General features: G+C 44.5%; 16 protein-coding genes. 13 read left to right on the forward strand and 3 right to left on the reverse strand.

What is annotated here, in order from left to right:
* On the reverse strand, positions 1–3,452 hold a 3,452-nt coding region (locus AB4484_RS16235), incomplete at its 3' end, for a tandem-95 repeat protein (RefSeq protein WP_372079238.1).
* 190 nt (positions 3,453–3,642) lie between these two features.
* Here AB4484_RS16235 and AB4484_RS16240 point away from each other — a divergent pair.
* The 11 genes from AB4484_RS16240 (at position 3,643) to ggt (ending at position 20,171) form a co-directional block, all read left to right on the forward strand.
* Positions 3,643–3,993, forward strand: a complete 351-nt coding sequence (locus AB4484_RS16240) for a hypothetical protein (protein WP_372079241.1) — start codon at positions 3,643–3,645, stop codon at positions 3,991–3,993.
* Positions 3,994–4,005: 12 nt separating this feature from the next.
* The gene (locus AB4484_RS16245) at positions 4,006–5,355 is read left to right on the forward strand and encodes an HlyD family type I secretion periplasmic adaptor subunit (RefSeq protein ID WP_372079244.1); all 1,350 of its coding nucleotides are present in this window, start codon (positions 4,006–4,008) and stop codon (positions 5,353–5,355) included.
* A gap of 3 nt (positions 5,356–5,358) precedes the next feature.
* Positions 5,359–7,590: a response regulator gene (locus tag AB4484_RS16250; protein WP_372079247.1), complete on the forward strand. Its 2,232-nt coding sequence runs from the start codon at positions 5,359–5,361 to the stop codon at positions 7,588–7,590.
* On the forward strand, positions 7,565–8,989 hold the full coding sequence (locus AB4484_RS16255; protein ID WP_372079250.1) for a TolC family protein: 1,425 nt from the start codon (positions 7,565–7,567) through the stop codon (positions 8,987–8,989). Before AB4484_RS16250 ends, AB4484_RS16255 begins: the two co-directional genes overlap by 26 nt.
* Entirely contained in the window at positions 8,979–10,565 is a 1,587-nt protein-coding gene (locus AB4484_RS16260) for an ABC transporter transmembrane domain-containing protein (protein WP_372079253.1), read from the forward strand. Before AB4484_RS16255 ends, AB4484_RS16260 begins: the two co-directional genes overlap by 11 nt.
* Positions 10,562–12,700 (forward strand): ATP-binding cassette domain-containing protein, encoded by a 2,139-nt coding sequence (locus tag AB4484_RS16265; protein ID WP_372079256.1) that lies wholly within the window; start codon positions 10,562–10,564, stop codon positions 12,698–12,700. Before AB4484_RS16260 ends, AB4484_RS16265 begins: the two co-directional genes overlap by 4 nt.
* A gap of 108 nt (positions 12,701–12,808) precedes the next feature.
* Complete coding sequence (locus tag AB4484_RS16270) at positions 12,809–13,183, forward strand: hypothetical protein (RefSeq protein ID WP_372079259.1); 375 nt, start codon at positions 12,809–12,811, stop codon at positions 13,181–13,183.
* 213 nt (positions 13,184–13,396) lie between these two features.
* A complete protein-coding gene (locus tag AB4484_RS16275) occupies positions 13,397–16,600 on the forward strand; it encodes a response regulator (protein WP_372079262.1) in 3,204 nt (1,067 codons plus the stop codon).
* 9 nt (positions 16,601–16,609) lie between these two features.
* Complete coding sequence (locus AB4484_RS16280; protein ID WP_372079264.1) at positions 16,610–17,086, forward strand: hypothetical protein; 477 nt, start codon at positions 16,610–16,612, stop codon at positions 17,084–17,086.
* Position 17,087: 1 nt separating this feature from the next.
* Positions 17,088–18,179 (forward strand): porin, encoded by a 1,092-nt coding sequence (locus tag AB4484_RS16285; protein WP_372079266.1) that lies wholly within the window; start codon positions 17,088–17,090, stop codon positions 18,177–18,179.
* Between the two features lie 261 nt (positions 18,180–18,440).
* Positions 18,441–20,171 (forward strand): gamma-glutamyltransferase, encoded by a 1,731-nt coding sequence (gene ggt / locus AB4484_RS16290; protein ID WP_372079268.1) that lies wholly within the window; start codon positions 18,441–18,443, stop codon positions 20,169–20,171.
* Between the two features lie 147 nt (positions 20,172–20,318).
* On the opposite strand, the gene AB4484_RS16295 is transcribed toward ggt, so the two are convergent.
* Together AB4484_RS16295 and AB4484_RS16300 are read right to left on the reverse strand one after the other, a co-directional pair.
* The gene (locus AB4484_RS16295) at positions 20,319–21,377 is read right to left on the reverse strand and encodes a hypothetical protein (RefSeq protein WP_372079270.1); all 1,059 of its coding nucleotides are present in this window, start codon (positions 21,375–21,377) and stop codon (positions 20,319–20,321) included.
* Positions 21,378–21,464: 87 nt separating this feature from the next.
* The gene (locus AB4484_RS16300; RefSeq protein WP_372079271.1) at positions 21,465–22,796 is read right to left on the reverse strand and encodes an anaerobic sulfatase maturase; all 1,332 of its coding nucleotides are present in this window, start codon (positions 22,794–22,796) and stop codon (positions 21,465–21,467) included.
* 137 nt (positions 22,797–22,933) lie between these two features.
* Here AB4484_RS16300 and AB4484_RS16305 point away from each other — a divergent pair, with 137 nt between their 5' ends.
* Positions 22,934–23,722 carry an SUMF1/EgtB/PvdO family nonheme iron enzyme gene (locus AB4484_RS16305; protein WP_048608517.1) on the forward strand — a complete coding sequence of 263 codons (789 nt, stop codon included), beginning with the start codon at positions 22,934–22,936 and terminating at the stop codon, positions 23,720–23,722.
* Positions 23,723–23,881: 159 nt separating this feature from the next.
* A complete protein-coding gene (locus AB4484_RS16310) occupies positions 23,882–25,564 on the forward strand; it encodes an alkaline phosphatase family protein (RefSeq protein WP_048608518.1) in 1,683 nt (560 codons plus the stop codon).
* The last annotated feature ends 118 nt before the right edge of the window (positions 25,565–25,682 follow it).

Raw genomic sequence — 25,682 nt, forward strand, 5'->3', positions numbered from 1 at the left:
ACGTCACCATTGAAGTTTTCATTCGGTGCGAAGGTGTATGTACCATTACCGTTATCAGTAAGGATACCGTCACCGCCATCGTAGGTCACACCTTCAACCGTCAGGTTGTCGCCTTCAATGTCAGTCGCACCTGTTAATAAGTCAGCATCAGTGAAAATAAGTGTGCCGTCTTCTTCAACGCTGAACTGTTGGTCTTGAGGGACTGGCAGGTCATTAACTGGATTGACCGTCAGGTCTGCTGAAGCTTGAACGGTATTAGTGCCATCAGAGATATCGAAGCTGATATCGATGTCACCGTTGAAGTTCTCATCTGGCGTAATCGTGAAACTGCCATCATCGTTTTGAGTAACTGTTGCATCACCGTCGACCGTTAGGCCGCTAGCTGTCAGGTCATCGCCTTCAACATCAGACGCTTGTGATAGAAGTTGCTCTTGGCTTAAACGAATCGAACCGTCTTCATCGATTGAGTACGCTAGGTCACCAGAAACAGGCGCATCATCAACCGCTGTTACGCTCACATCGATATTGGCTGATACCGTATCGGTTCCGTCTGATACATCAAAACCGAAGTTTACGTCGCCATTGAAGTTTTCATTCGGAGCAAAGGTGTACGTACCATTACCGTTATCAGTAAGAATACCGTCGCCGCCATCGTAGGTCACACCTTCAACCGTAAGGTTGTCACCTTCAATGTCCGTTGCGCCTGTTAACAGGTCGGCATCAGTAAAGATGAGCGTGCCATCTTCTTCCACGCTGAACTGTTGGTCTTGAGGTACTGGCAAATCATTTACTGGGTTAACCGTTAAATCAGCCGACGCTTGAACCGTATTGGTACCATCTGAGATATCGAAACTGATATCGATGTCACCATTGAAGTTCTCATCTGGCGTGATGGTAAAGCTGCCATCATCGTTCTGAGTAACGGTTGCATCAGCGCCAACCGTTAGGCCGCTAGCAGTAAGATCATCGCCTTCCACATCAGAGGCTTGTGATAAAAGCTGCTCTTGGCTTAGACGAATCGAACCGTCTTCATCGATTGAATAAGCTAAGTCACCCGATACAGGCGCATCATCAACCGCTGTTACGCGTACGTCAATATTCGCTGAAACCGTATCGGTGCCATCTGACACATCAAAGCCGAAGTTTACATCGCCATTGAAGTTTTCATTTGGAGCGAAAGTGTACGTACCGTTACCGTTGTCGGTAAGAATACCGTCGCCGCCATCGTAGGTCACACCTTCAACCGTTAGGTTGTCCCCTTCAATGTCCGTTGCGCCTGTTAATAGGTCAGCATCGGTGAAGATTAACGTGCCGTCTTCTTCAACGCTGAACTGTTGATCTTGAGGGACTGGCAGGTCATTAACTGGATTAACCGTAAGGTCTGCTGAAGCTTGAACCGTGTTGGTACCATCTGAGATATCGAAACTGATATCGATGTCACCGTTGAAGTTCTCATCTGGCGTGATGGTGAAGCTGCCATCGTCGTTAGCTACAACCGTCGCATCACCACCAACCGTAAGGTCGCTGGCTGTCAGGTCATCGCCTTCAACATCAGAGGCTTGTGATAGCAGTTGCTCTTGGCTCAAACGAATCGAACCATCTTCATCGACAGAGTACGCTAGGTCACCAGACACAGGCGCATCATTGATTGGCAGGACGTCCACGTTGATGACGGTGTCAACTTCTTCACCGTCTTCATCACGAATGGTGACATCAAGCTGAACTTGGCCATTAAAGTTCTCATTCGGTGCGAAACTACAAGTGCCATCACCATTTACTGAGAAGATACCCTCAGGGCCATCGTAGCTAATACCAACTAGCTCAACATCCCCTTCTATATCTGAGGCATTAAGCAACACTTGAGACTCACTGAAGGTCAGTACTGAGTCTTCATCAATGGTGTAAGACGTTGGGCCTGCAACCGGCGGATCGTTCACTTCAAGAACATTGATACCAGCTGTCGTCGCGTCCGTCGCACCATCTTCATCAGCAACAACTACATCCAGTGCAATTTCACCGCTGAAGTTCTCATTTGGCGAGAAGGTGTACGTGCCGTTACCATTGATTTCGAGGACACCGTCACTACCAGAGTAAGTCACGCTGTCTATCGATACATCACCTTCAATATCTGAAGATGTTGCCAATAGTTGTGCATCAGAAATGGTAATCGAATTGTCTTCATTTACGGTGTAAGACGTTGAACCCGCAACTGGCGGATCGTTCTCAGGAGTCACGCTAACATCAATGTTTGCAGACACCGTATCGGTACCGTCTGACACATCGAAGCTAAAGTTCACATCGCCATTAAAGTTTTCGTTTGGCGCAAAGCTATATGAGCCATCACCCAAGTCAGTCAGTACGCCATCAGTACCTTCATAAGTGATACCTTCAACCGTCAGGTTATCGCCTTCAATATCTGTAGCACCAGAAAGAAGGTCAGCGTCGGTGAATACAAGAGTTCCGTCTTCCTCGATTTCGAACGTTTTATCTTCAGGAACAGGCGCGTCATTAATCGGACGTACCGTTAAATCAATTGCGCTACTAATCGTTTCTTGGCCGTCACTAATGTCGAAAGTAAGGTCAAGTTCACCATTAAAGTCAGCTGAAGGAACAACGGTGAAAGTACCATCACCATTGTCTTGAACTGTTGCATCAGCACCAACTTGAACGTTAGAAGCAACAAGCTCGTCCCCATCTACATCACTTGCGTATTCGAGTAATTGTTCTTGAGTGAATGTTATGGAGCCATCTTCATCCATGATGTAAGCCAGATCTTGTTCAGCTTCTGGTGCATCATTTTCACTTTCGACTTTGATTTTAAACGTTTCGCTTACCGTTTCAGAATCAAAGTCATCTTCTACTTCGCTAATGGTCTCTTCGTCAGAAGCTTGAACATCAACTGCAAATGTCTCTTCTACTGTTTGTGAATCTAGATCATCACCAACTTGCTGGTCACCCGACTCTGAAGATGTCGCACTCGGCGCTGCTGAAGTACGCGCAGCTTGGCCTTGTTCATCATTACCTTCTGCGTCTGCACCACCTGTCGCAGCCTCTGCGTTATCACCACCTACAGCTTGTGCGCCCGCTCCGGCACCGCCACCACTACCAGCAGCGTTATCCGAACCAGCTTCAGAAGCGGCCCCACCAACTACATTGGATTGTGCAGCGTCTGAGTCTCCATCACTTTCTGGCGTCTCTTCTTGCACAGCCGCACCAGAAGCCGAGGCATCTTCAGCATTACCTGCACCACTCGGGTTTTCGTCTAAAGCCTGGTTAACTTCGTCTGCCGCATCCGTATTTTCAGCACCCGTCGCTATTGTCGACGCAATCGTATTTTGTTGATTTTGTTGATTCTGCTGTTGGGAGGGCGTACCCGCGTCGTTCGTGTCCGTTTGTTCTACCGCGTCATTTAGATCTTCATTTTGGTTGTTTTGGTTATTTTCGCCTGCCATTACAGCCTCCGTTGCTACTAGCTAACTGATCGTATTTATAGAGGCATTAAAGGACATCATTTTGAAAAACCAATTTTTTATACAACATTTTTCATAATTTCTTTTTAAAGAGAAAGAATCAAAAAAAATTTGAAAACTGCGTTTAAAGATCCTTAGTTATTGTGATTAAAGCAATTAAGGCAGTGGAGCGATGATAGACATGACGAATTTGTTGCGCTCGGTCGACAACAACCACAAAGGGCTGCAATTGCTATTAGGCGACTTTTACAATGACTTTTCTGACGCAGCCCTAAATATAGAAGCGCTTCATAAAGGTAATCGTTTTGATGAACTCAACAGTTACTCAAAAAAATTGAAGACCATCTTAACGTTGCTTTGTGACCAAGACCTTCCGCCCAAAATGGCCAAATTGGAACACTTGAGTAGACACGAGTTCCCTGCGCCGGAAGATCTAATAGAAGATGTAAAAACTGAACTGCACAACGTCAATCGACAAATCAACCACTTGTTGGATATTAAGGAAGTAATAGATGGCAAGTAACCGAGGTCAGTCATGAGCAATAACCAAATAGAACATCACCTCAGAAAAGCACTTGTTTCCAATAACGAGGCTTCTAAGGTCACAGCTGATGACACTATTGTGCTTGCTAGTGCCATGACCAGCGTTCACAAAACGTTACTCATTATATTTTTGCTCGCTTTGATCGCTATCGCCGTGGCGTCACAAGCACGTATCGACATTGTTGTTTCTGTACGTGGCGAACTGCTATTGGAATCGGATGTTGAGAAGGTTCAACATTTAGAAGGCGGAATATTAGAAGAATTGTTAGTCAGAAAAGGGGAAGTCGTTTATGAGGGCCAACCTATCGCTCGAATACGCTCACTCGACCGTAACACTCAACTTGATACCGTCAATACTGAAATTATTCAGATAGAGCTCGATAAGATTCGTTATGAAAGCTTACGCGACATGGTAGAACCTAACTTTGACGCCTTCATTGAAAAATACCCTGAGCAAGTTCAGGTCAACATGAATACCTGGAGACAAGAGTTCTCTAAAAACCGTTCAAATGAAGAACTCATCACACACGATATTAAGCATAAGAACTCGTTAATTGGTTCAATGTTAAAGCGTCGCAAAAGTTCAGAGAATCAACTCTCTCTAATACGTAAGCAGCTCAACATCAAAAACACCCTTTATAAAGAAGAGATGGCGTCTTATGTCGACGTTCTTAACATGAAAGTACAAGAGTCGAATATGGTGCGTGAGATTGAGAACCTTGACGAGTCTGTGATGAATGAGCGTTTCCAACTCGACAAGCTTGAAAAGCAACACCGTGACTTGGTTGAGAACCGAAACTCTGAGTATCAAGCGCAAATCATTCAAGCAAATAAAGACCTCAAGCTGAAGCGAATCTTACAACCGCAGCATTCCGACAAGGTTGATCGCCTAGTCGTCTACTCGCCAGTCGATGGTGTGGTCGATAAACTTCACTTCAATTTCCGTTCTGCTGTGATTCCGCCAGGAGAAAGTATCGCCGATATCGCACCGATCAATAACTCCCTTCACGGTGAAGCGAAGATCCCACGTAAAGACATGGGATTTGTCGAAATTGGTCAGGCAGTGAAAGTAAAAATGGATACCTATAACTTTGCAAAATACGGATTTGTTGAGGGAACCATCGCCTCAATCAGCCGTTCATCATACGAAGAAGAAGACGCTGAATTCTATTTAGCAGAGATTGAAATTGACCGAAACTTTCTTGAGCGAGGAGGCACTCAATACAAGTTATCACCTTACATGGAATTTACCGCCGATGTGAAAACAGGCTCGCGTCGCGTGATCGAATACGCTGCAAAACCTGTGATGTCAGCCATCGAGGATGCTTTCGATGAGAGATAATCAATGAGCGGTAAACCTTCGTACAATATTTCCGTACCCGCTCTGCGTCTAAGCATACTATTTAGCGTGGTATTGGCTGCGTTCGCTTTCTATTTATACTTTTCTTGGTCAAAAGTAGACTCAGTCGCACAAGTCCAAAGCGCCCCACTGCTCATACAAGCCCAGAAGCTTAATCAGACCATAGAACAAGATATTCAAACTCTGCAGCAGTGCTTAACTACCGACACTTGCGGTACTAACGAATTCAACCTAATTAACTTAAAGCGTGAAATTGATGAATTTCGCTCTTTAGCCTCGTTGAACAAAACCGAGTTCAGCTTGGTTGGGGCAACTGAATACACACAACTGGAATTGGCGATTAATCGTTTCTCTGATAGCCAAAAAACACGTAACGACGTATTGGGCTTGTACCTTTCATTGACCAATAACTACCTGAAGATGGATGACAACTATCGCACCATGTTTAACAACCATGCGAATGACTTAATGTCTGAGAAAAACGAGTTCTTTATCTGGTTGTTTATGGTGGTCGTGATATTGGCTGTGATTACGATTCTATCTAACTCAGTTGCTATGTTGAAACTGAAGAAATCCAGCTCCAACGAACGAGAGATCGACTATGAATTCGACGCCCTGTATCAAGAACTGAAGCAGTTAGATTTACAACGTCTTGAAGAGCTTCTTAATGAAGTGAGCATCAACCCCAAACAGCGTCAGATTTACTCTCATCTCAAACTTATCTTCAGTAAATTAGAAGACCAAAAGCGCAATAACGATCTCTACAAACAGTTGTATGCGCTGATCGGCTATGAGATTCGTGGAATTACAAACACCATCAACGGTGGCGTCCAATATCTGGTTCAAGAAACCGATGAAAACGGCGTGTTGATGGCGAACGATATTACCTCTGCATGTAGTACTTTATCTGAGTTAGCAGAGAACTATAATCGCTTGATTTCACAGGGTACTGAAAGCAAATCGAAAGAATTTTCACTACTCAACGTCTTGTCGGAATTGATGATTCATATCAGCGCCAAGATTCAACGAAATGAAGGCGAACTTGACTGTTTTATCTCTGACAACTTACCGAATCGTGTTGCAGGCCAATCCACCAGCTTATTCTGGATACTGTTCCTTCAACTTTCTAACGCTATTCAACTCAAATCAAATAAGAAGCTGTTTGTTACGATTGAATCGGGTGCGGCTTCTGACATGGAAAATACCCGTGTCACCATCAACCTCAACTTCTTATCAACGCTGGATGTCTCTGTTGCCAAGCTCAATAAACTCCATTGGAGCGCACACAAAGACCATACAGCCAGCACAGATGACTTAGCAAAAAGCGTTCTGAAGGATTACGGATATTACGAGAGTCACTGGTTCCAGTCAGGGGCTCAGGAACGTTTCCAGATCGAGCTTGATCTTAAGGCTAAGAACTTCCACACAGAGAAAACGCGCTTTGATGGTAAGCGTTTACTCTTGTGTGCTAATACTCAAGTTCGTATCGATGTGATGAAGAAAATGCTCAGTAACTTGGGGCTAGATATCACCGAGATTCGTACTGCAAATGAACTTTTCTCTGCCGCGAAAACGTTCGGTGAATACGATGCGATTATGCTGACCGATACCTTTGAACCCAACAAACTGCCGTCGTTGAGTAAGACTGTGAAATCTCAGCTTAAGAACCACCCAAACACCAAGTTACTGTTGTCAGTGACCAACACTCAGCAAGCACAAGAGTGCCATAGCTTCGTCGACAAGATCATCAACGCTCCTGCTATCCCTTACGAGTTCATTCCAAACCTACTCACTATTATGGAAGCAGAAGCATCGGAAGAACAGATGGAAAACAGCTCATTCCTGATCGTAGAGGATGACCGAGTTCAGCAGATTTTACTGAAACGAATCTTGACCAAACAAGAATATGAACCAGACATGGTTGGCGATGGCGCCGATGCCGTGAAGCACTTCATGAATAAGCGTTCTGACATCATCTTCATGGATTGCATCATGCCGGGTATGGGTGGCATCGAAGCCACAAAACGCATTCGCCAATTCGAGCAAGAGAACGAGAAAAACCCTTGTACCATCATAGGTGCAACCGCATTGACCAGCAGTAACGAACACCAGGCTTGTATTGAGGCCGGAATGGATTACGTGATCAGCAAACCTTATAAAAGCGACCAAATCATCAAGGTGATCAACAAGTATGTGGCGGTACAAAAACTTAACTAGCAGCATCATGGCTGCACTTGTATTAAGCACGACACCTTCAGCATCGGCGACTACCCTGCTTGAAGCGGTAGAGCTCGGCCTGCAAAACAGTCTGTCTCTTCGCGCCAGTGATAAAGGTGTTGAAGAAAACGAGTACAACATTGGTATCAGTCGCTCTAAATTTCTGCCTTCACTCAATGGTGCTGCCGATACCACATGGAACGAAAATGAAACCTTGCTCTCGAGCGTGCCGGATGAAACCTCTAGCTATAACTCAAACAGCTACAGCCTTTCGCTATCGCAATCCATATTCAATCTTGGTGACATTTTCAAATATGAGACAGCAAAGCTCGACTTCAATATTGAAGAGATTAAACACGAGAACAAAATCCAAAGCACCATTTCGGAAATCGGTTCTCAATACTTTGAGTATTTAAAAAACAACGCCCAAATCAAAGCGACCAAGGTTGAGCTTAAATCGTCCGAAACGCGTGAACATCAAATGCGACGCAATGTAGAGCTAGGTAACACCGCAGCCAGTGAGCTGTACGAAGTGATCGCTCAGAAAGAAGGTGTATCGAACCGATTAAGAACCTTGCAGAAAGATCGTCGTGTCATTCTCAACGGGCTCTCTATTCAAATTCAATACCCTATTACTCCGTCGCAAGACATATACGAAAGCGTGCCTTTAAAAGAGATCAACGAAACTGAACAACGCACGATCATGGATCAGGCGTTAAAGCTCAATAACGACTTATTGGTAGCAAGGAAAAACGTAGAAAGAAGCCGAAGAAGCTTAAAAGAGAGCGGGTCGAATTTCTTACCGACCGTGTCGCTTTCAGCCAGCTATCGACACGATGACGCCAATAACTACGACAAAACCGACATTACAGCGACAGGTGAAAGTAACTCAACCAGCGTTGGCTTAAACCTCGCCGTGCCTATCTTGTCCGGTGGTTCTGATTATTATGGCTATCAAAAATCATCGACGGCCATCGAACGTACTGAGCTGCTTTACCAAGATTCGCTTTACACCACACGTAACAGTGTGAATACCTCCGTGCTCAACATTAACGATTTCTCGCAGTCTATAAGCAGTTACGAAAACATCATTCGCGCCAACTACGCCTCTTATAAAGGGATCCAAAGAGCCTACCAATTAGGCACGCGTACCATCACCGACTTGCTGGCGGCGGAAAGTAAGCTGTTCAGCGCGTTAAGAGACTATGAAAGCGCACGATACGACTACATCATCGAGACCATCAAGCTTGAGCAAATTAAAGGCATACTCTCGATTCAATCTATCGAAAGCGTGATGCAATTAATGAGCGATATTGAGGGACGAGACAATCAAGATTTGGTGCCTAAACACCTTCTCTCAACGGAGTCGTTGAAAACAGGAGGTCGCAATGCAAACTGAGCAGTTTTCGCAAAAGATCAACATGGCAGATAAGTGTTATCTGACTTTCTCAACGATAATATCGACCCTGTTTGGTTTGGTGCTGCCCTTCTCTATTCTGATCATTTTTGACCGAGTGTTACCCAACCAAGCACAAGATACGCTGTTCTTATTGTTCGCGATTATTTTGATTTCCATCTTCCTCGACTACCACTTAAAAAGTCAGGAAGAGAAGATATCTTCCGTTATCATGAGGCAGTTTGAAACCAACCTAACCAACAAGGTATTCCAATCCATTTGTTTGGCGGAAATCTCTAAATTCCGTCGTTTGGAACCAGGCGAATACCTAGAACGAATCTCAACGATTCCTGAACTTAAGACCTTCTTTGGTGGAGAATCGGTTCGAGCGCTTATCAACCTTGCTGTTAGCGTGATTACTATACTTATTATCGGTCTCATCAACATATGGGCTGGTATCACCCTTCTAATTGCCTCGGCCGTCTTAGCGATTTTCGCTTGGAGCCTTTCCAAACAGAAAATTGGTAGCTTGCAGAATAAGTCAGACATCGAAGGGTTAACTACCTCCAAAATCATTGAGATTATCTCTAGCCCGCTTGATATTAAAGCGCGAAACATGGAGTACCGCGTTGAAAGCCTGATGACACAAATGGTCGAAGAGCGTGAAGTGGAGAACATCAAATATGAGCAGATCGAGTCGAACTTTGGCTTGATTTTGGCGCTCATTCAACAGCTATCCATTGCTTGCGTTGTGGTGGTCTTGGCGACTGCCGTAATCAATATGGAATCGAGTCAAGGCATCATGGCCGCGATTATCATGCTGACCAACCGTTACTTTGCGCCATATCAACAGGTAATGAGAACCGCAAGCCGCTGGGAGTTAAACAAACTCCATATCCAACGTATCGCTGACCTCCTTGAATTGGCCGCCTCTGTTGAACAGCAACATGAAACAACAGAAGTAGAACGTATCTCGGTTAAGTATTCTGAAAAGCAGCGTATCGAGTTCGAACTAGGGCAAGCCTATTTGCTGACAGGAAAAAGTGGATCAGGTAAGACCCACCTCGCTAACTGTATTACGCGCCAGAACAGTGATAGCAAACTCGATATCATGATTAACGACACGCCTTTGGATGACGTCAATTACAACGTTTGGCGTAACAGTGTATTGATAGTCGACAAGACCAGTTCGTTCGTAGAAGGAACGATTATCGATAACCTCACCTGTTTCCGCCCAAGTTTGAATAACACGGCGTTTGCACTGTGTGAAACCATGAACATCAAAGCGCAAATTGATGGGCTTCCTGCCGGTTTTTATACAGAACTCAAAGGCCATATGCGTAACCCATTCTCACGCCAAGTTGGCTATGCCTTATTATTAGTTCGTGCCCTGCTCGCCAGTAAGCGTGTATTGATATTCGATGACATCGATTGTGTGTTTGATGAGGAGTTTGCGAGAGTCGTTCTCACCAGTACGGCTTACCGCGCCAATGACAAAATCTTGATCATCGCCAGCAATAAAATGGACAAACTTAATCACCGCCTCAAACGCGTAAAACTTACCGGAGGTGACCAATGAGTATCCTAGTAGACTTCAATAATGTGCCGCAGCGTGTCTTGGATTTTGAATCCAGCGGATACGACGAACGTTACAGTCAATCGCCACTTATTCGTGGTTTGGCCTACACCTTGATAGCACTCGAATGGGAAGGCACACCCGCGATACTCAGCGATGCTTTTATTCCGAAACCCAAAGACGGCGACAGCTTTACAGCAACCATAGAGCGTCTTGGGTATCGCTGTGATGTGACCAAATTAAAGACACTCGAGAATATCGATAAGCACCCTCACCCATGCTTTATTGAAATAGAAAATCTAAGTGCGATCTTCTTAGGCACCAAAGATGGAAAGTTGCTGCTGTTTGATTACACGAACAACAACACCATTGAATACCCAATGTGTAAAAAGCCCTGTTTGCTGATTGCGATTAGCGAATATTCTCGTCTGTTCCGCGAACCACCTCCGGAATCGCAAGACAGAAGTAATTGGATTAAATACGCTTTCTATCGTTATAACAATGAACTTAAAAGCCTGATCATTCTCAGCTTCGTCATCAGTATTCTCGGTGCACTGCAGCCATTCTTTATTATGAGTGTATATAACTTCGCACTGACTTCGAGTTCTGAGGCGACACTGTATTGGTTGACTCTGTTTGCCATCATTGTCGGCTTCTCTGAATACTTCTTTAAGAAAATGCGGGTCAACATCATTGCCACTTCCGGTAAAGATCTCGCCGTGCACATCTCGCAAGCCGTTATATCTAAGCTACTGTGGCTACCTTATGCGATGACATCTACAGCTGGGGTATCTTCCCAGTTAGCTCGTTTGAAAGATATCGATACGTTCCGACGCTTAGTGACTGCAGAATCAACCCTCAGCTATTTTGATATGCCGTTTGTGATTGTATTTATCATCGCCATAGCTCTGATGTCTGGTACAGCGGCATTGGTGGTAATGGGTGGTTTAATACTGATGCTAGTGTTCTGTATTTACTCGCGCTATATCTACTCGCAAGCCACATCCAAAAGTTCGCGCGCCAATGCTATGGTCTCGTATCAATGGAATGAAATCCTTCGTGGTATCAAGACCATTCAAGGCCTACCTTTACTTCGTGTCGTTCAATCTCGATTCAGTGCATCGCACATGCAAAGCACCAGCGATGCAGAGAACGTTGCCGTAACGAACAGTAAGATTCAGGCCGCTGGCGGCAGTTTGATTCAAGTGATTGGTACAGCAAGTATCGTGACCGCGGTAATCGGCGTGATGGAAGGCACTTCTGATGCAGGTGCCATGCTCGCGACCGTAATTTTGGTTTGGAAAGCGTTAGGCCCAATCATGGGTATCTATAACTCAATTTCCAAGTTCCAGTCGATCAAGGCTTCATCAGCACAGATAAACAACCTGATGTCGATGAATGACGACAAATTGACCTTAGAAAAAAGCCCACCTATTCGCCAGTTCCAAGGCAGCATTGTGGGCAGCGGTGTCAGTCACCGATATGCAGGAGCGGCGACCGGCTTAACCAACCTTGGTTTCAAAGTGCCACCCAGTGCCAAAGTGGTCATTTGTGGCCCTACGGGCTGCGGCAAAACCACCTTAATCTCAATCATTGCTGGGTTAGAAGACCGCTATCAAGGCGCTGTATCTGTCGATGGTTACAACATTAAACAGTTCAATAGCTACCGTTATCGCACGTCGATTAACTACATTCCTTTCAATTTACATATTTTTGAAGGCTCACTTGAGACCAACTTCATTCTACACAACGGGCTGATTCCAACAGACAAGATGCAAGAGATGATCAGCTTCTTTGAATTAGATGAATGGCTTCCTGAAGGCTTGGCTACTCAGTTAAGCGTGGATAAATGCAAAAGTCTCCCGAATGGAATTCAACAAAAATTGCGTTTGGCACTTGGCCTAGGTAACTGTGATCAATCTCTGATTATCATTGATGAACCGTTCAACGGTGCAGAGCAAGAAAACGCTCAATACTTTAATCGCCTGTTCTCCGATAAATTGTTGAATAAAACCGTGATTTTTTCGACTAATGACCCTGGTTTGATCGCAACATCAAACATGAGTTTAGTGTTAGAGCCGGATGGGAATTTGAAATATTTTGGCTTAACAGACAAATACTTAAACAGCTTGAGCTAAAACCTCAACGCTTAGTCACAATTCGCTATTTAGGGAAATGGATGTAATTGACAAATTCATAAGTGAGAGAGATGATTCGCCCCAATACCACAGGTAACAAGGAAGAAAATGTACACATTCGTTGCAGACAAGCTTGATGTAGCTTACTTATCCGCAATTCCTGAGAATCATATATTTCAGGGCTGTGACGTGCCTGAAGAAGAAATCGAACTTCGAGAGATCATTGAGATTTGGTACGAGTGTTCATTCCTGCCTGCTTTTAACCTACAGAAAATTGAAATCGTAAATAAACCAGAGCTCACAATCATACAAACACACGTTTTTAACAACGATACGAGCACACTCGCCTTCCTACTCAAAAACAGAGTGTATCGCGCTGCACTAAACAGAATGCTCGGTATTTGGACATTAGAACCCTCTGCAAAAACGGTTTTAGAGCAACTTCTTTTCGAATTAAGCCTCGATAACAATCGTCCTCATTAATACGCTTTTTAAGTTATTCATCAATAAGCATAAAATTAAACAAACTGCCAAACGCTATAAATTACTAATAAAAGAACGCATTTCAAAATAAGCTCTGGAATCACAAGAACTTATACCCCTCCCACACTTACGTAAAATTTACCGTTTCAAAGTTTCCATATCGGAATTTTTATTCTACTGTTTTTATATAACGACAGTTGGATGGATCCTTATATGGCAATTACGGTCTGGAATAACCTTTCAGTCAAACATAAACTCTTTGGCTTAGTTCTACTTCCCATTTCACTACTGCTGTTCCTTGCTGGCAGACAAGCTTATATTTTAACGACTCAATTAACCGATTTTGAGCGGACCAATCAGTTATCTGTGTATCTTCAAGATATCTCGGTCTTATATCGAAGTACCCTCGCTTCTAGCCCTGAAGAGTTCGCAACACAAAGCAGCCAAGTAAAGGCAGAATTGAAAACACTCTCGCCTATCATTTTTTTAGGCGCTTCTGATGAAATGAATCAACTGGTTTCAGATTTCAGTGAAGCGACCCTATCAACGATGGAAGCGACTGACACATACGATAAATTGGACGCCCTCGAATGGCAGAGTGATTTATACAAACAACTGTTACTTGAAGTCGAAAAAGTCCCTTTCGAAAACACCAAGCGTGAAATTCAACAACACCTCACCGCATTACAACAACTTGAATGGTTGATGTTCTGGTCAAACGAAGAATTCAAGCTAGGTACTTCATTAATTGAGATATTCCAAAGCAGCCAAGAATACGACCCAGAACTCGCTGAGCAAATCAAAACCTTAAGCGAAAGACAACAGTTGTTCCTAGAGCGCTTTGTGTCATTGAATGCCAACGAACACCAAGTTTCACTAATGGTTGAAGTGTTTCGAAATGATGTTTTTGCACAAAGCCAAGAGATCAGAAACGCACTACTCGATCTAAACGCTATCAGCCAACTGACGCCTCAAGAAGTATCTGTTGGGTTGGAAGCAATGAGCGCTCGACTCAGTTTATTGCAAAGCCTAGGCAATGTGATCAAGCAAGAATTCCAACAAGAGGTTGAGCAAGCCATCTACGACGCGCAAGTACAACGAACCTTGTTTATTTCCATTGTTGCTGTGCTCGCAATGATCGTTATGGGATTAACCCTAAGCTTGGCAAGACAAGTCACCAACAACCTAAATTTGGTGTTAGCTTTCTTAAAAAGCGAAAATGATGACACGCGCCCTTGTCTAGATAAATTGATCCAAGGTAAAGATGAACTCAGTCTGTTTGCTCAACAAGTTGAACGATTGACCATCGAACGAGAACTCGCGAAAGATAGACTGACGGTAGCAAAAGAAGACGCCGAGCGAGCTAAAGAAGACGCTGAAGAAGCAAAAGATCACGCGATACAAGCCAGTAAGGCCAAAAGTAGCTTCTTGGCAAACATGTCACACGAGATTCGTACTCCATTGAATGGGGTTATTGGTATTTCTGAGATCTTGTCTGATACACCGCTGACACCAACACAACGCGATTATGTCGATACCATTGAGACCTCTTCTCAATTGCTATTAAGCCTGATTAACGACATTTTGGACTTCTCTAAGATCGAATCTGGCATGCTGTTGATCAGCCCTCATTCAGCATCAATTCGAGAATCGATTTACGACATAGCATCTATTGTTGCACCTAAAGCCAAAGAGCAAAAAATATCGGTTAACGTCGATATCAGCCCTGATACACCGGCACGCGTGATGATAGACGATCACCGTTTAAGACAGATCTTGATGAACTTTATGTCGAATGCGGTTAAGTTCACTGCTGAAGGTGGCGTAACACTATCGATCAAAACACTCGAACAATCGGACGATAATGTCACCATTCGATTTGCCGTTCGCGACACAGGTATTGGTATCGATTCAAAGCAACAAAAACAAATATTTGAACCCTTCGCTCAAGAGGATGATTCAACAACCAGACAATTCGGTGGTACCGGTCTTGGCCTTGCTATTAGTACTCAGTTGGTTGAGTTAATGGGTGGCCAGATACAACTTGATTCAGTTAAAGGTGAAGGTAGTTGTTTCTACTTCGACCTAACATTGGCCGTTGATTTGATGTTACCGAAACCAAGCACTGCCTCAGCAAATATCTATATTCTAGGTAACGAGAACATGCTTTCTGAACGTATAGAAAGCGACCTTAATCTCTATGGGTTGAAAGTTACTCAGCAAACCAACAGCGCGGATACCATTAACGAGCAAATTTCTGCGAAAAAACACGACAAACCAACCACCGTTATTTTTGCTGAGGACGATTCATTCCAAGCGAGTGACTATTCAGACAACCTAGACAAACTCCACAAGAATGGCGCAACGATTTGTTTGATTCGTTCATTCCTAAGTGACCCTGCAGATATTGGGCACTGTATTACCGCTCAAGTATCACAGCCCCTACTCGGCTTGCGCTTAATAAAAGCCATTGAACTTTGTGACTCACAAGGTCTAGCTGAGCTGTCCGAAGCCAATCAACAAGGTCAGGCAATTCAGCACAAGATTCTTATCGTCGAGGACAACAAGATCAACCAGAAAATCGCGGGGCTTCACGTTGGAAAAAGCGGTTTCGAATTCGAGTTCGCTAATAACGGACAAGAAGCGGTCGACATGTTTACCGCTAACCCGCATTACGCCGCAATTCTTATGGACTGCATGATGCCAGTGATGGATGGCTTTGAAGCAACTGCTAATATTCGCCGCGTTGAAAAAGAGGCCAATTCCGCTCGTCGTATTCCTATCATCGCTCTTACAGCCAGTGTGATTGATGATGATATTCAAAAATGTTTCGACGTAGGCATGGACGATTACGTGCCTAAGCCATTCAAATTCGAGATGTTGAAAGAGAAGGTTCTCGCAGCAGTAGAGGCCATGCCACTGCCGACGGCGCAAAGCGCACCTGCAACACCTTCAAACTCAACGGTCACACCGATTCATAGCGTACAAACAGCCAAACAAACATTGCCAGAGCAACCTGAGTTGAACACGGTACCAAGCAAATCTGAGAAGATTCTCTTGGTTGAAGATAATCGCGTGAACCAGAAAGTCGCTTCTGTGATGCTTAAAAAAGCCGGCTACGCCTTTGAAATTGCAGACAACGGACAAATTGCCGTTGATATGTACCAGAACGACAGTAGCTTCGACATTATTTTGATGGATTGCATGATGCCTGTTATGGACGGTTTCACCGCAACTAAGGAGATTCGAGAACACGAGAAAAACCAAGGCTTAAGCAAAACTCCTATTATCGCGTTAACCGCCAGTGTTATCGATGATGATATTCAAAAGTGCTTTGATTCCGGAATGGATGGGTACGTAGCGAAGCCCGTAAGAAAAGAAAAACTGTTCCACCAAATAGAAAGTGCGACTTGTTAGGAGAAACCAATGGATTGGATCAAAACAATTAAAACACTCTCGTGCAGAGCGCTGCTACCCGCAGTGATAGGGTTGTTAGGAAGCTTACTCCTTCTCAGCCCCGCTCATGCCGCAGAAGATTACGCCATATTCTCTTTAGACTCTGGGTTTGAAGAGATATCGATAAACAAAGCGAGAAAGCTATACCGAGGAAAAACCAAGCGCCTCAATGGCAAACGTGTAGAACTATCAGACTGGCCTGAGAACAGCGCCGAGAGAGAACAATTTTATCAGCTTTTACTTGGAAAAAATGCCGCTCAAATGAATGCACATTGGGCTGGGTTATCTTTTTCAGGAAAAGCGCGTTATCCAAGAGAAATCAAAGCGGCATCAACCGACAGCTTAGTGGACTGGCTTGATGACAAACCAAACCGTATTGGTTACTCCCCACTCTCTTCGGTTCCTCAAAATGCCAACGTTCTCTACGTTATAAGTTCGGAGAAATAATATGAAAAGAATAATTACGTCAGTGTTATGTGCCTCAATGGCCTCTCCGGCTTTTGCGAATATTGAACTTACCGATAATTTATCCTTGAGTGGCTTTGGCTCAACGTCTTGGGCAACATCGGATAACGATAATCCATTAATCATCAACCGCGGTTTTACTGATGAGAGCTGTTACGACTGTGATACCACATTTGGTGTTCAACTCGATTACTTCTACAACTCATTCAAAGCTTCCGTGCAAGTTGTCAAGCCACCCCAATATGATTGGAGTGAGCCGCAGCTAGAGTGGGCTTACTTAGGTTATGAATTTAATGACTTTGATGTCAGCATTGGTCGATTACGACTACCATTATTCCTTGCCTCTGAGTACTACTATGTGGGCCAAGCCTATATGACAGCAAGGCCACCGACAGAGGTGTATAACAGCGTTCTCGGAATCACAGCTTTCAACGGCATAAAAGTGAGCTGGACTCATGATGTCAGTGATGAAGCAACGCTATTGCTCTCACCTTTCTTCGGTGTAAAAGACAAAAACAAAGTCGACTTTAATTCGAATACAGAACTGGAATTTGAAACGAATCGAATGTTTGGTGCCAACTTACAATTAAGTGGAGAGGATTATCGTTGGAATTTATCTTTCTTAGATTCAAATTTCGATCAGACAGCTTCCGGCCTTACTTCGGTCTCTGGAATTCCTATTTTGGTTCCCTACCGACAAGAAAAAGAGAACCAGCACATCCAACTTTGGTCGTTAGGTGCCGAGTATGAATTTGGTCAGGTTGTACTTGCCAGTGAAGGACAAATCAGTGACGTTTCTTCATCTATGTACGCAAGTATTGGTTACCACTTAGGGTCATTCACTCCTTATGTCGTTTATGGTGCACAATTTGACGACCATGAGCATTTAAACGGAAACAGTTATTTAGTCGGAGTTGATTACGATGTGTTACCAAACGTCTCTATCAATGGTGAAGTGCAATACTTCGAAGCTCGCAAGTCAAACGGAGCGTTTGTCGAAGATTTTAACGCGCACACTGGCTTTGATGACAAAGATGCCGTCCTTTACACCATCATGCTGAGTTTCGTTTTCTAATCATGCGTAAAAATCATCGTCTATAGAAATAAAAGCCCAAGCTAATCAAACAGTCTGGGCTTTTTTATGTCTTTGAATTGTCATGCTTAATAAGCCATAAAATTGGTCTTAACTATCCTTTAATACAGAAACATTTAGGTGATTTGGCGATTAATGTCAGAGCCGTCAATATTGTGTAAGAAGGCTGTAAACTCACGAACTTCACTACCTTAAATTGGTCAACCTAAGAGCGAATAAACAGATACCTTAAACGGAGAACGCATGCGAATAGCTACTTTATCTTTAAGTTTGGTTTCAGCGGTCGGTTTCGCGGCTGAGCCAAATCCTTTTCCAATTACGCCAGACGAAACTGGCGAAGAGTTTATGGTAAGTGCAACGAATCCATACGTAAGCAGCACTGGGTATTCGATACTCAAAAAAGGCGGTAATGCAGTCGATGCAATGGTGGCGATGCAGATGACAATGTCGGTGGTTGAACCGGATATGACTGGGATCGGCGGTGGTACTTTTGCGCTGTTTTACCAAAAAGACAAAGATCAATTCCTCGCACTTGATGGACGAGATGAAGCCCCTTCAACTGCTACTCCAGACATGTTCATGGAAAATGGAGAAGCGCTAAGTCGAAACGAGATTTTAGGGGCTCGTTCTGTTGCCGTTCCCGGCACACTTCGTTTGCTCTATAGCACTCATCAACAATACGGAAAACTGCCATGGTCTGAGCTTGTTCAACCCGCAATTGAACTGGCAAGCAAGGGCTATGCGATGAACAGCTACACCTACGACATCGTGGTTCGTGAACAAGAAAGGTTGATTGAAGATCCAGAAATCGAAGCCCTGTATTGGAATGGCGACCAAATCAAACCAACCGGCACATTGATGAAAAACCCTAAGCTTGCTGACACTCTTAGCAACATTGCCCAACAAGGCGATAAGTACCTTTATGGTGGCGAGTTTGGTAAGCACATCGTTGAAACGGTTAACAGTCGAATCGACGCCGACCACGCTAAGCTCTCTCTTGAAGATTTTGAACAGTACCAAGTGAAACAACGTGAGGTTATCGAAAGCGACTACCGAGGCAACAAGATTGTCTCGTTTGGTTATCCAGCCTCTGGTGGTGTGATGGTTGCTCAAAGCCTCGAAATGTTAGAGGCCTATGACTTAGCAGACATGTCTAAAACCGATGTTGAACCTTGGCGCTTGATGACCGAAGCCATGAGAATCGCTAAGGCCGATCGCATCGCTTATGCCGGTGACCCAGATTACATCGAAGCGCCAGTTGCTGCCCTACTCGACAAAGCCTACATCGATGAGCGACGTAAGCTCATTCCAGAGAGTGGTATTTCAAAAACAAACCCGAAAGCAGGCAAGCTATCCAATACTGATTACGCTCAGTATCAAGGTTTTGAGAGCCAAGATACCGGGCACATATCCATTATCGACAAAGACGGTAATGCCATTGCTATGACCAGCACCGTCGGCACGGGCATGGGCTCTGGAGTAATGGTCGATGGTGTAATTCTTAACGCACAAATGGCGAACTTCTCCACTAAACCCACCATAAACGGTAAACCGACTCAAAATGCCATCGAAGCGGGTAAGCGACCACGCTCTGCAATTACACCATTAATGGTTATGGATAAAAAAGACGACCTGCGTTTAGTTGTCGGCTCTCCAGGCAGTTCGCAAATTCCGGGTTACGTGTTGAAAGCCGTGGTAGGTGTTCTAGATTGGGATCTGTCCGCGCAGGAAGCTATTGACCTTCCAAACATCCAATACGGCACCAAGATTGATCGCACCAAACCTTATGACCCAACGGGTTTGCTCGTCGAAAAGAAAACCTACGCCGAAATGTTAGTACCAGAGTTCATGCAGCTCGGTTATCAGGTGCATGTCATTCCAGTCGTCAGTGGCTTGAATGCCATTGAAGTCAAAGATGGCAAGATCTATGGTGCGACCGACAGACGCCGTGCATCAAGCTCTATGGGTGAATAATAAAACGAAATGGGCAAGTAACAGTCTTGCCCTTATTTTGTCTTTAGTTGCTTGAACCTCGTCTAAGCAGTTCATGGATGCGAAAAAGCCAGTCGAACGTGTCGACTGGCTTTTCATTATAGGCTTCGCTAATTACTCATTAGGATATTATGAGCTTGGCGCTACTCGTTTATCTTTCAACTGTTCAATAACATAGTCAGGAGCTACTTTACCTAGCTCACCTAAGCAATCATCGGTCTTTTCATTTCCGTAACGCACATAGATATCGCATACCGCGTATAGCTGCTCTGGAGAACCAGAGATCAAATATGCTTTCTCGAACGATTTAGTCGACTTGTCGATATCCAACTCTTCTTGTAATACCCCATTTAGGTACCAGTAGTAGCTGTTATCTTTCGCTAGCTTCGCAGCCACTTCAATCTCTTTGGCTGCCGCAGTTTTGTCTTCAAGGCGAACCAGAGTCAACGATTTCGAATAATGCAGAGCGGCGTTGTTTGGCACGCTCTCCAAACCACGATCTAATACTTCGACTGCTTGCTTATCTTTGTTCTGAGCTCGAAAATTATCTGCGTAGCTCAACCATACTTGCGCTTCTTTTGGATGCGTATTGATCAGCTCTAGATAAACCGTTTCCGCCTTATCCCAGTCATTGTGCCAACGAAGCACATCAGCAAACAGTAATTGGTACTTTTCAGATTCTTGCGTTTCCAAGAAGCTAATAAGCTCTGTGACTGGTGGTTCAATTTGTGCTTTCTGCTCGTCATCCAATGCATTGAAGTCACGGACTAGGTTTGACGTTGCCGTATGGCGAACCATGGTATCGCCGTCTTTTAGCAGGGGTGAAACTAACGCCCAGCGATGTTCAAGTTGGTAAGGTTCAGAACCGATAACCGCCGCTTCACGAACTTCAGGGTTTTGATCTTTTAAGCCTCTTGCAACCGCCACCAGCGCATTTTGGCTGGGGTATGAAGCAAGCTCTTGCAGTGCACCAGTACGATTTTCAACAGATTGATTCTGATCTTGTGCCATGTAAGACAACTGTTGAATGCGGGTTTGAGTGTCCGTCATTTCAAGCACTTGATTGATATTTTGTGCTGGCGCGTCAACCGTTTGTTGAACGCTATTCGCAGCCATCGTAGACGTTGAAATCAATGCGGACGTTGAAACCAATAAAGCAACAGCCGTCGCTAAACTCTTCTTCATCATAGTATTACCTTAAACTGGAGAACTTAGCCTGTCCTTAGACTCGTATCTGATTAAATTTATCTTGGACCTGCTGATCCAAAGAACAAGCTAAAACTTGGTCTCGAACGTAGCTTGTTGCGCCTGTTTTGCTCGATGCGCCATCAAAACTGAGTCGCTGAATTTACCATGAGCAACCGGATGCCCCATCGCGCGAGCGATATACGCCATCGACTTATCGACATGAGAAAAGAACTTATGCCAACCTGCACATAAGTAGTTCAAGCCCGGTTCGCCTGCACGAGTTTTGATAAAGCGATTCTTTGGGCACTCACCATGACAAGCGAACTTGTAATCACACTGCTGACATTGACTGGTCAGTGTGCGGGATTTAGCAAAACCAAACTTTTGCTGTGGTGCGCTGTACGCTAAGTCATCAAGCTTCTCATGATGAATATTGCCAATCTTGTATTCAGGGTAAACATAGTGGTCGCATGAAAACACGTCGCCATTTGGCTCCATTGCCAAGCCCTTTCCGCATATCTCATTCAAGGTACACAGTGGGTTCGGACGCCCAATCCATGTTTCTACGCTCGCTTCAAAATACTGTACAAACACCTTACCGATGTCGTTTTTAGCCCACTCATCAAACACAGAAATCAAGAAGTTACCCCAAGCCAAATCCGACACACACCACGATTCCATGATCGAATCTTTATGGCCGGGGATTAGGCGTTTATCGCCTTGTTTGAGCTGCTCACTCACTTGAGATGTTTGTGGTGCAACCGTTCTAAACGTTTTCTGTTCAACGATAGGAATAAACTGCATTTGCGGTGACTTCACCACATCACGTAGGAAGCGATAGACCTCAAGTGCATTTTGACTGGTGAGGTTATTCACACAAGTCAGCGTTGCGAACTTCACTTGGTGTTTGTGGAGTAGTTCCACAGCCGCCATCACTTGTTTAAATGTGCCACGGCCAGCTCTGTTGACACGATAGGCATTGTGCAACATTTCAGGACCATCAATACTCAAACCAATCAGGAAGTTGTTCTTCGCAAGAAACTCAGCCCAATCATCATTCAGCAAAGTACCATTGGTTTGTAAATCGTTTGAAATCAATACGCCTTTAGGTTGATACTTTTTCTGTAGCTCAACCACGCGTTCAAAATACGCCAAACCTAGCATGGTCGGTTCACCGCCCTGCCATGAGAAGATGATTTCTGGCGTGTTTTGACCGTCGATGTATTGTCGGATGTAGGTTTCTAATGTCTCATCATCCATTCTTGGAGAACTGCCTTTCTTGTACTCCAACAAATCTTGCTTACTTAGGTAGTAACAATATTTACAGTCAATGTTGCACGCTGCGCCAATCGGCTTAGCCATGACATGCAAGCGCTTAGACGCTTTACCGTTATATTGTGGACCTTGAGTAATATGCATGATTTACCTACCTATTTTAGTATTCTGGACCCATCATAATTCCTATTCGATCATGTGACATGTTATACCCTTTATAACCAATAGGAATGACCTTAAACGTTAGAATTAGACCCTATTTCGAACATCTGAGGCACGTGATGAAATTTCTTAATTACAAACAGTTAGCAACAATTAGCAGCGTCACCATGACTATTCTTCTGAGTGGTTGTGCAAGCGTGCCTACACACCCCATCGCCCAACAAATTGACCAAGAGATGGTGTTGGTTGAAGGCGGCACATTCACCATGGGGTCGAACGATCCAGAAGCGACCAAAGCAGAGCGTCCTGCACGTAATGTAACTGTAGATAGTTTCTATATTGCGAAGTTTGAGGTGACTCAAGAATTGTTCGAATCGGTGATGGGTTCATCTCTCAGTTATTTCCAAAACCCACAAGTTCCAGTCAATAACCTTAGCTGGCAACAAGCGAACTACTTCGTCGAGCAATTGAACGAACTTACAGGCGAAGAATACCGTTTGCCTACTGAAGCTGAATGGGAATTTGCAGCCAAAGGTGGCAACAAAAGTAAAGGCTATACTTACAGTGGTTCCAATAACTTAGATGATGTTGCGTGGTACTCAGCAAATTCTAAAAATAGCGCACATCCAGTCGGGCTAAAGAAACCAAATGAACTAGGCTTATATGACATGACAGGAAACGTGGGCGAGTTTGTTATCGATGCCTTCGATGACACCTTCTACCGATTCGGTCCAACAGACAACCCTAACAATGCAAAACACAGCGACGTTGGTTTATCGCACAAATCGGTTCGCGGTGGCAGCTTTGCTTATGACGAAAATGAATCTGAAAGTTACCGTCGTGACTTTGCAAGCCAATCGATCACTATGTCAGATATGGGGCTGCGTTTAGTTAAGGATACGAACTAAAGCTGTGAACTAGCTAGCAAAGCGAACTAACTAAAGATGCCGAAGGTTATGGTTCACTAATCGTCACCAACAATACTAAAAATACGATTCGCACTGTACACACGTTACAAACCTGACCAAACATTAGAACTCAGCGGTAACAGTGAATAAGGAAACTCTATGCAATACACCAAGCTTTCAGGACTAACCCTCGCGTTACTCTGCGCTCTCCCAGCTTCAGCTGAGGAAAAGCCAAATCTAGTCCTTCAAATCACGGTAGATGGCCTGCGCGCAGATCTAATCGAACGATATAAGCACAACTTCGGTGAAGGCGGTTTCCGGTACTTAATGGATGATGGTACCTACTACACCAACGCAAACTACCAACATGGCAACACGGAAACGATCGTGGGCCATGTGTCGCTTGCAACAGGTGCTCCACCGAGCGTACACGGCATGGTAGGTAACGTTTGGTATGACCGTAGCGAAGAACGTTTGGTGTATAACGTAGAAGACGGTAACTACCAAATGCTGACCTCTGGTGCAGGTGTCGATAAAGCAACAGAGATCGACCCAACGCAGAAGACAGCACAAGGCGATGGTCGCTCTCCTGAGCCAATACTCTCCACCACGTTTGGTGACGAGCTAACGATTTCCAATAGTGGCAAATCAAAAGTGTTCGGTGTATCAGTGAAAGACCGCGGCGCAATCTCATTGGCAGGACACAGTGGTAAAGCCTTCTGGTTCTCCAAAGCACAATCTGAGTTTGTCACCAGTAACTATTACTACGACGAGTATCCAGATTGGGTATCACGCTGGAACGAGAAAGCGATTGCTGCTCAGTATTCCAAACAGAAATGGGAGCTCTCATTACCGCGTGATAAGTACACGTTGCAAGAACACGATACCGAACACAAAGTGAAACTCGGTGACTTCCAACGCACCTTTCCTCATCCTTATGGCCCGGCAAGCTACAAATACTACAGCACCACCCTAACCGTGAGCCCTGCTGGTGACGAGATCACGGAAAACTTCGCTAGCACATTGCTGATGCAAGAGAAGCTTGGCCAAAGTGACGTGACCGATTATCTGTCTGTAAGTTTTTCATCAAACGACTACGTGGTGCACCTTTACGGCCCTGAAAGCCTAGAAACAGAAGACAACCTTATCCGACTTGATAAGACTCTCGCTAAGCTTTTCAAAACCGTGGATAACCAAGTCGGGCTAGAAAACACATTGATTGTGCTGTCTGCCGACCACGGTGTACCTGAATCTTCACCTGCGGCAAATGCGCTTGGTTTCAATCAAGCTCAATACTTCAATAAAGACACACTACTCTCGAGTGGTGTTGAGAAACGATTGAAGGATGAATTTGGTTTAACCAAAGACGCGATTCGCTTGTACGCACAACCTTATATCTATCTGAATCACGATTTAATCGCTGAGAAGAAGCTTGATCTCGCTAAGGTGCAAGAAGCTATTGCGGATGAAATTGCAAAAGTAAAAGGTGTTGCGTTTGCTGTATCAAGCAGTGACATTGCGGCCAACCGAGTACCGGACACGCATGTGATGCAGCTAATTAAAAACAACTACCACCCTGCTCGTTCTGGTGACGTGTATGTGGTATTTGCACCGCGCAGCTACATTAACGACATGGAAGGCCTTCAAATTGCCTCTACACATGGTTCTCCATGGAAATACGACACGCACGTGCCTGTGATCTTTGCAGGTTACGATGTTGAAGCTAAGAAGGTATCGCGAGCAGTAACGCCATATGATATCGCACCGACACTGTCGAACAAACTGGGTATCACCCAACCAAGCGGGTCAATTGGAGAGGTGTTACAAGAGATCACTGAGTAGATTCAATCTCTGAGGTTTTGTGAGCTAGATGTCGAATCCAGCACCCACTCAATAAAAGAGCCGTTTATCTGTTTCTGACTCACTAGGTCGAAACAGATAAGCGGCTCTTTTGATTGAT

Source organism: Vibrio sp. 10N.261.46.A3, assembly GCF_041472995.1.
Classification (GTDB): domain Bacteria; phylum Pseudomonadota; class Gammaproteobacteria; order Enterobacterales; family Vibrionaceae; genus Vibrio; species Vibrio coralliirubri.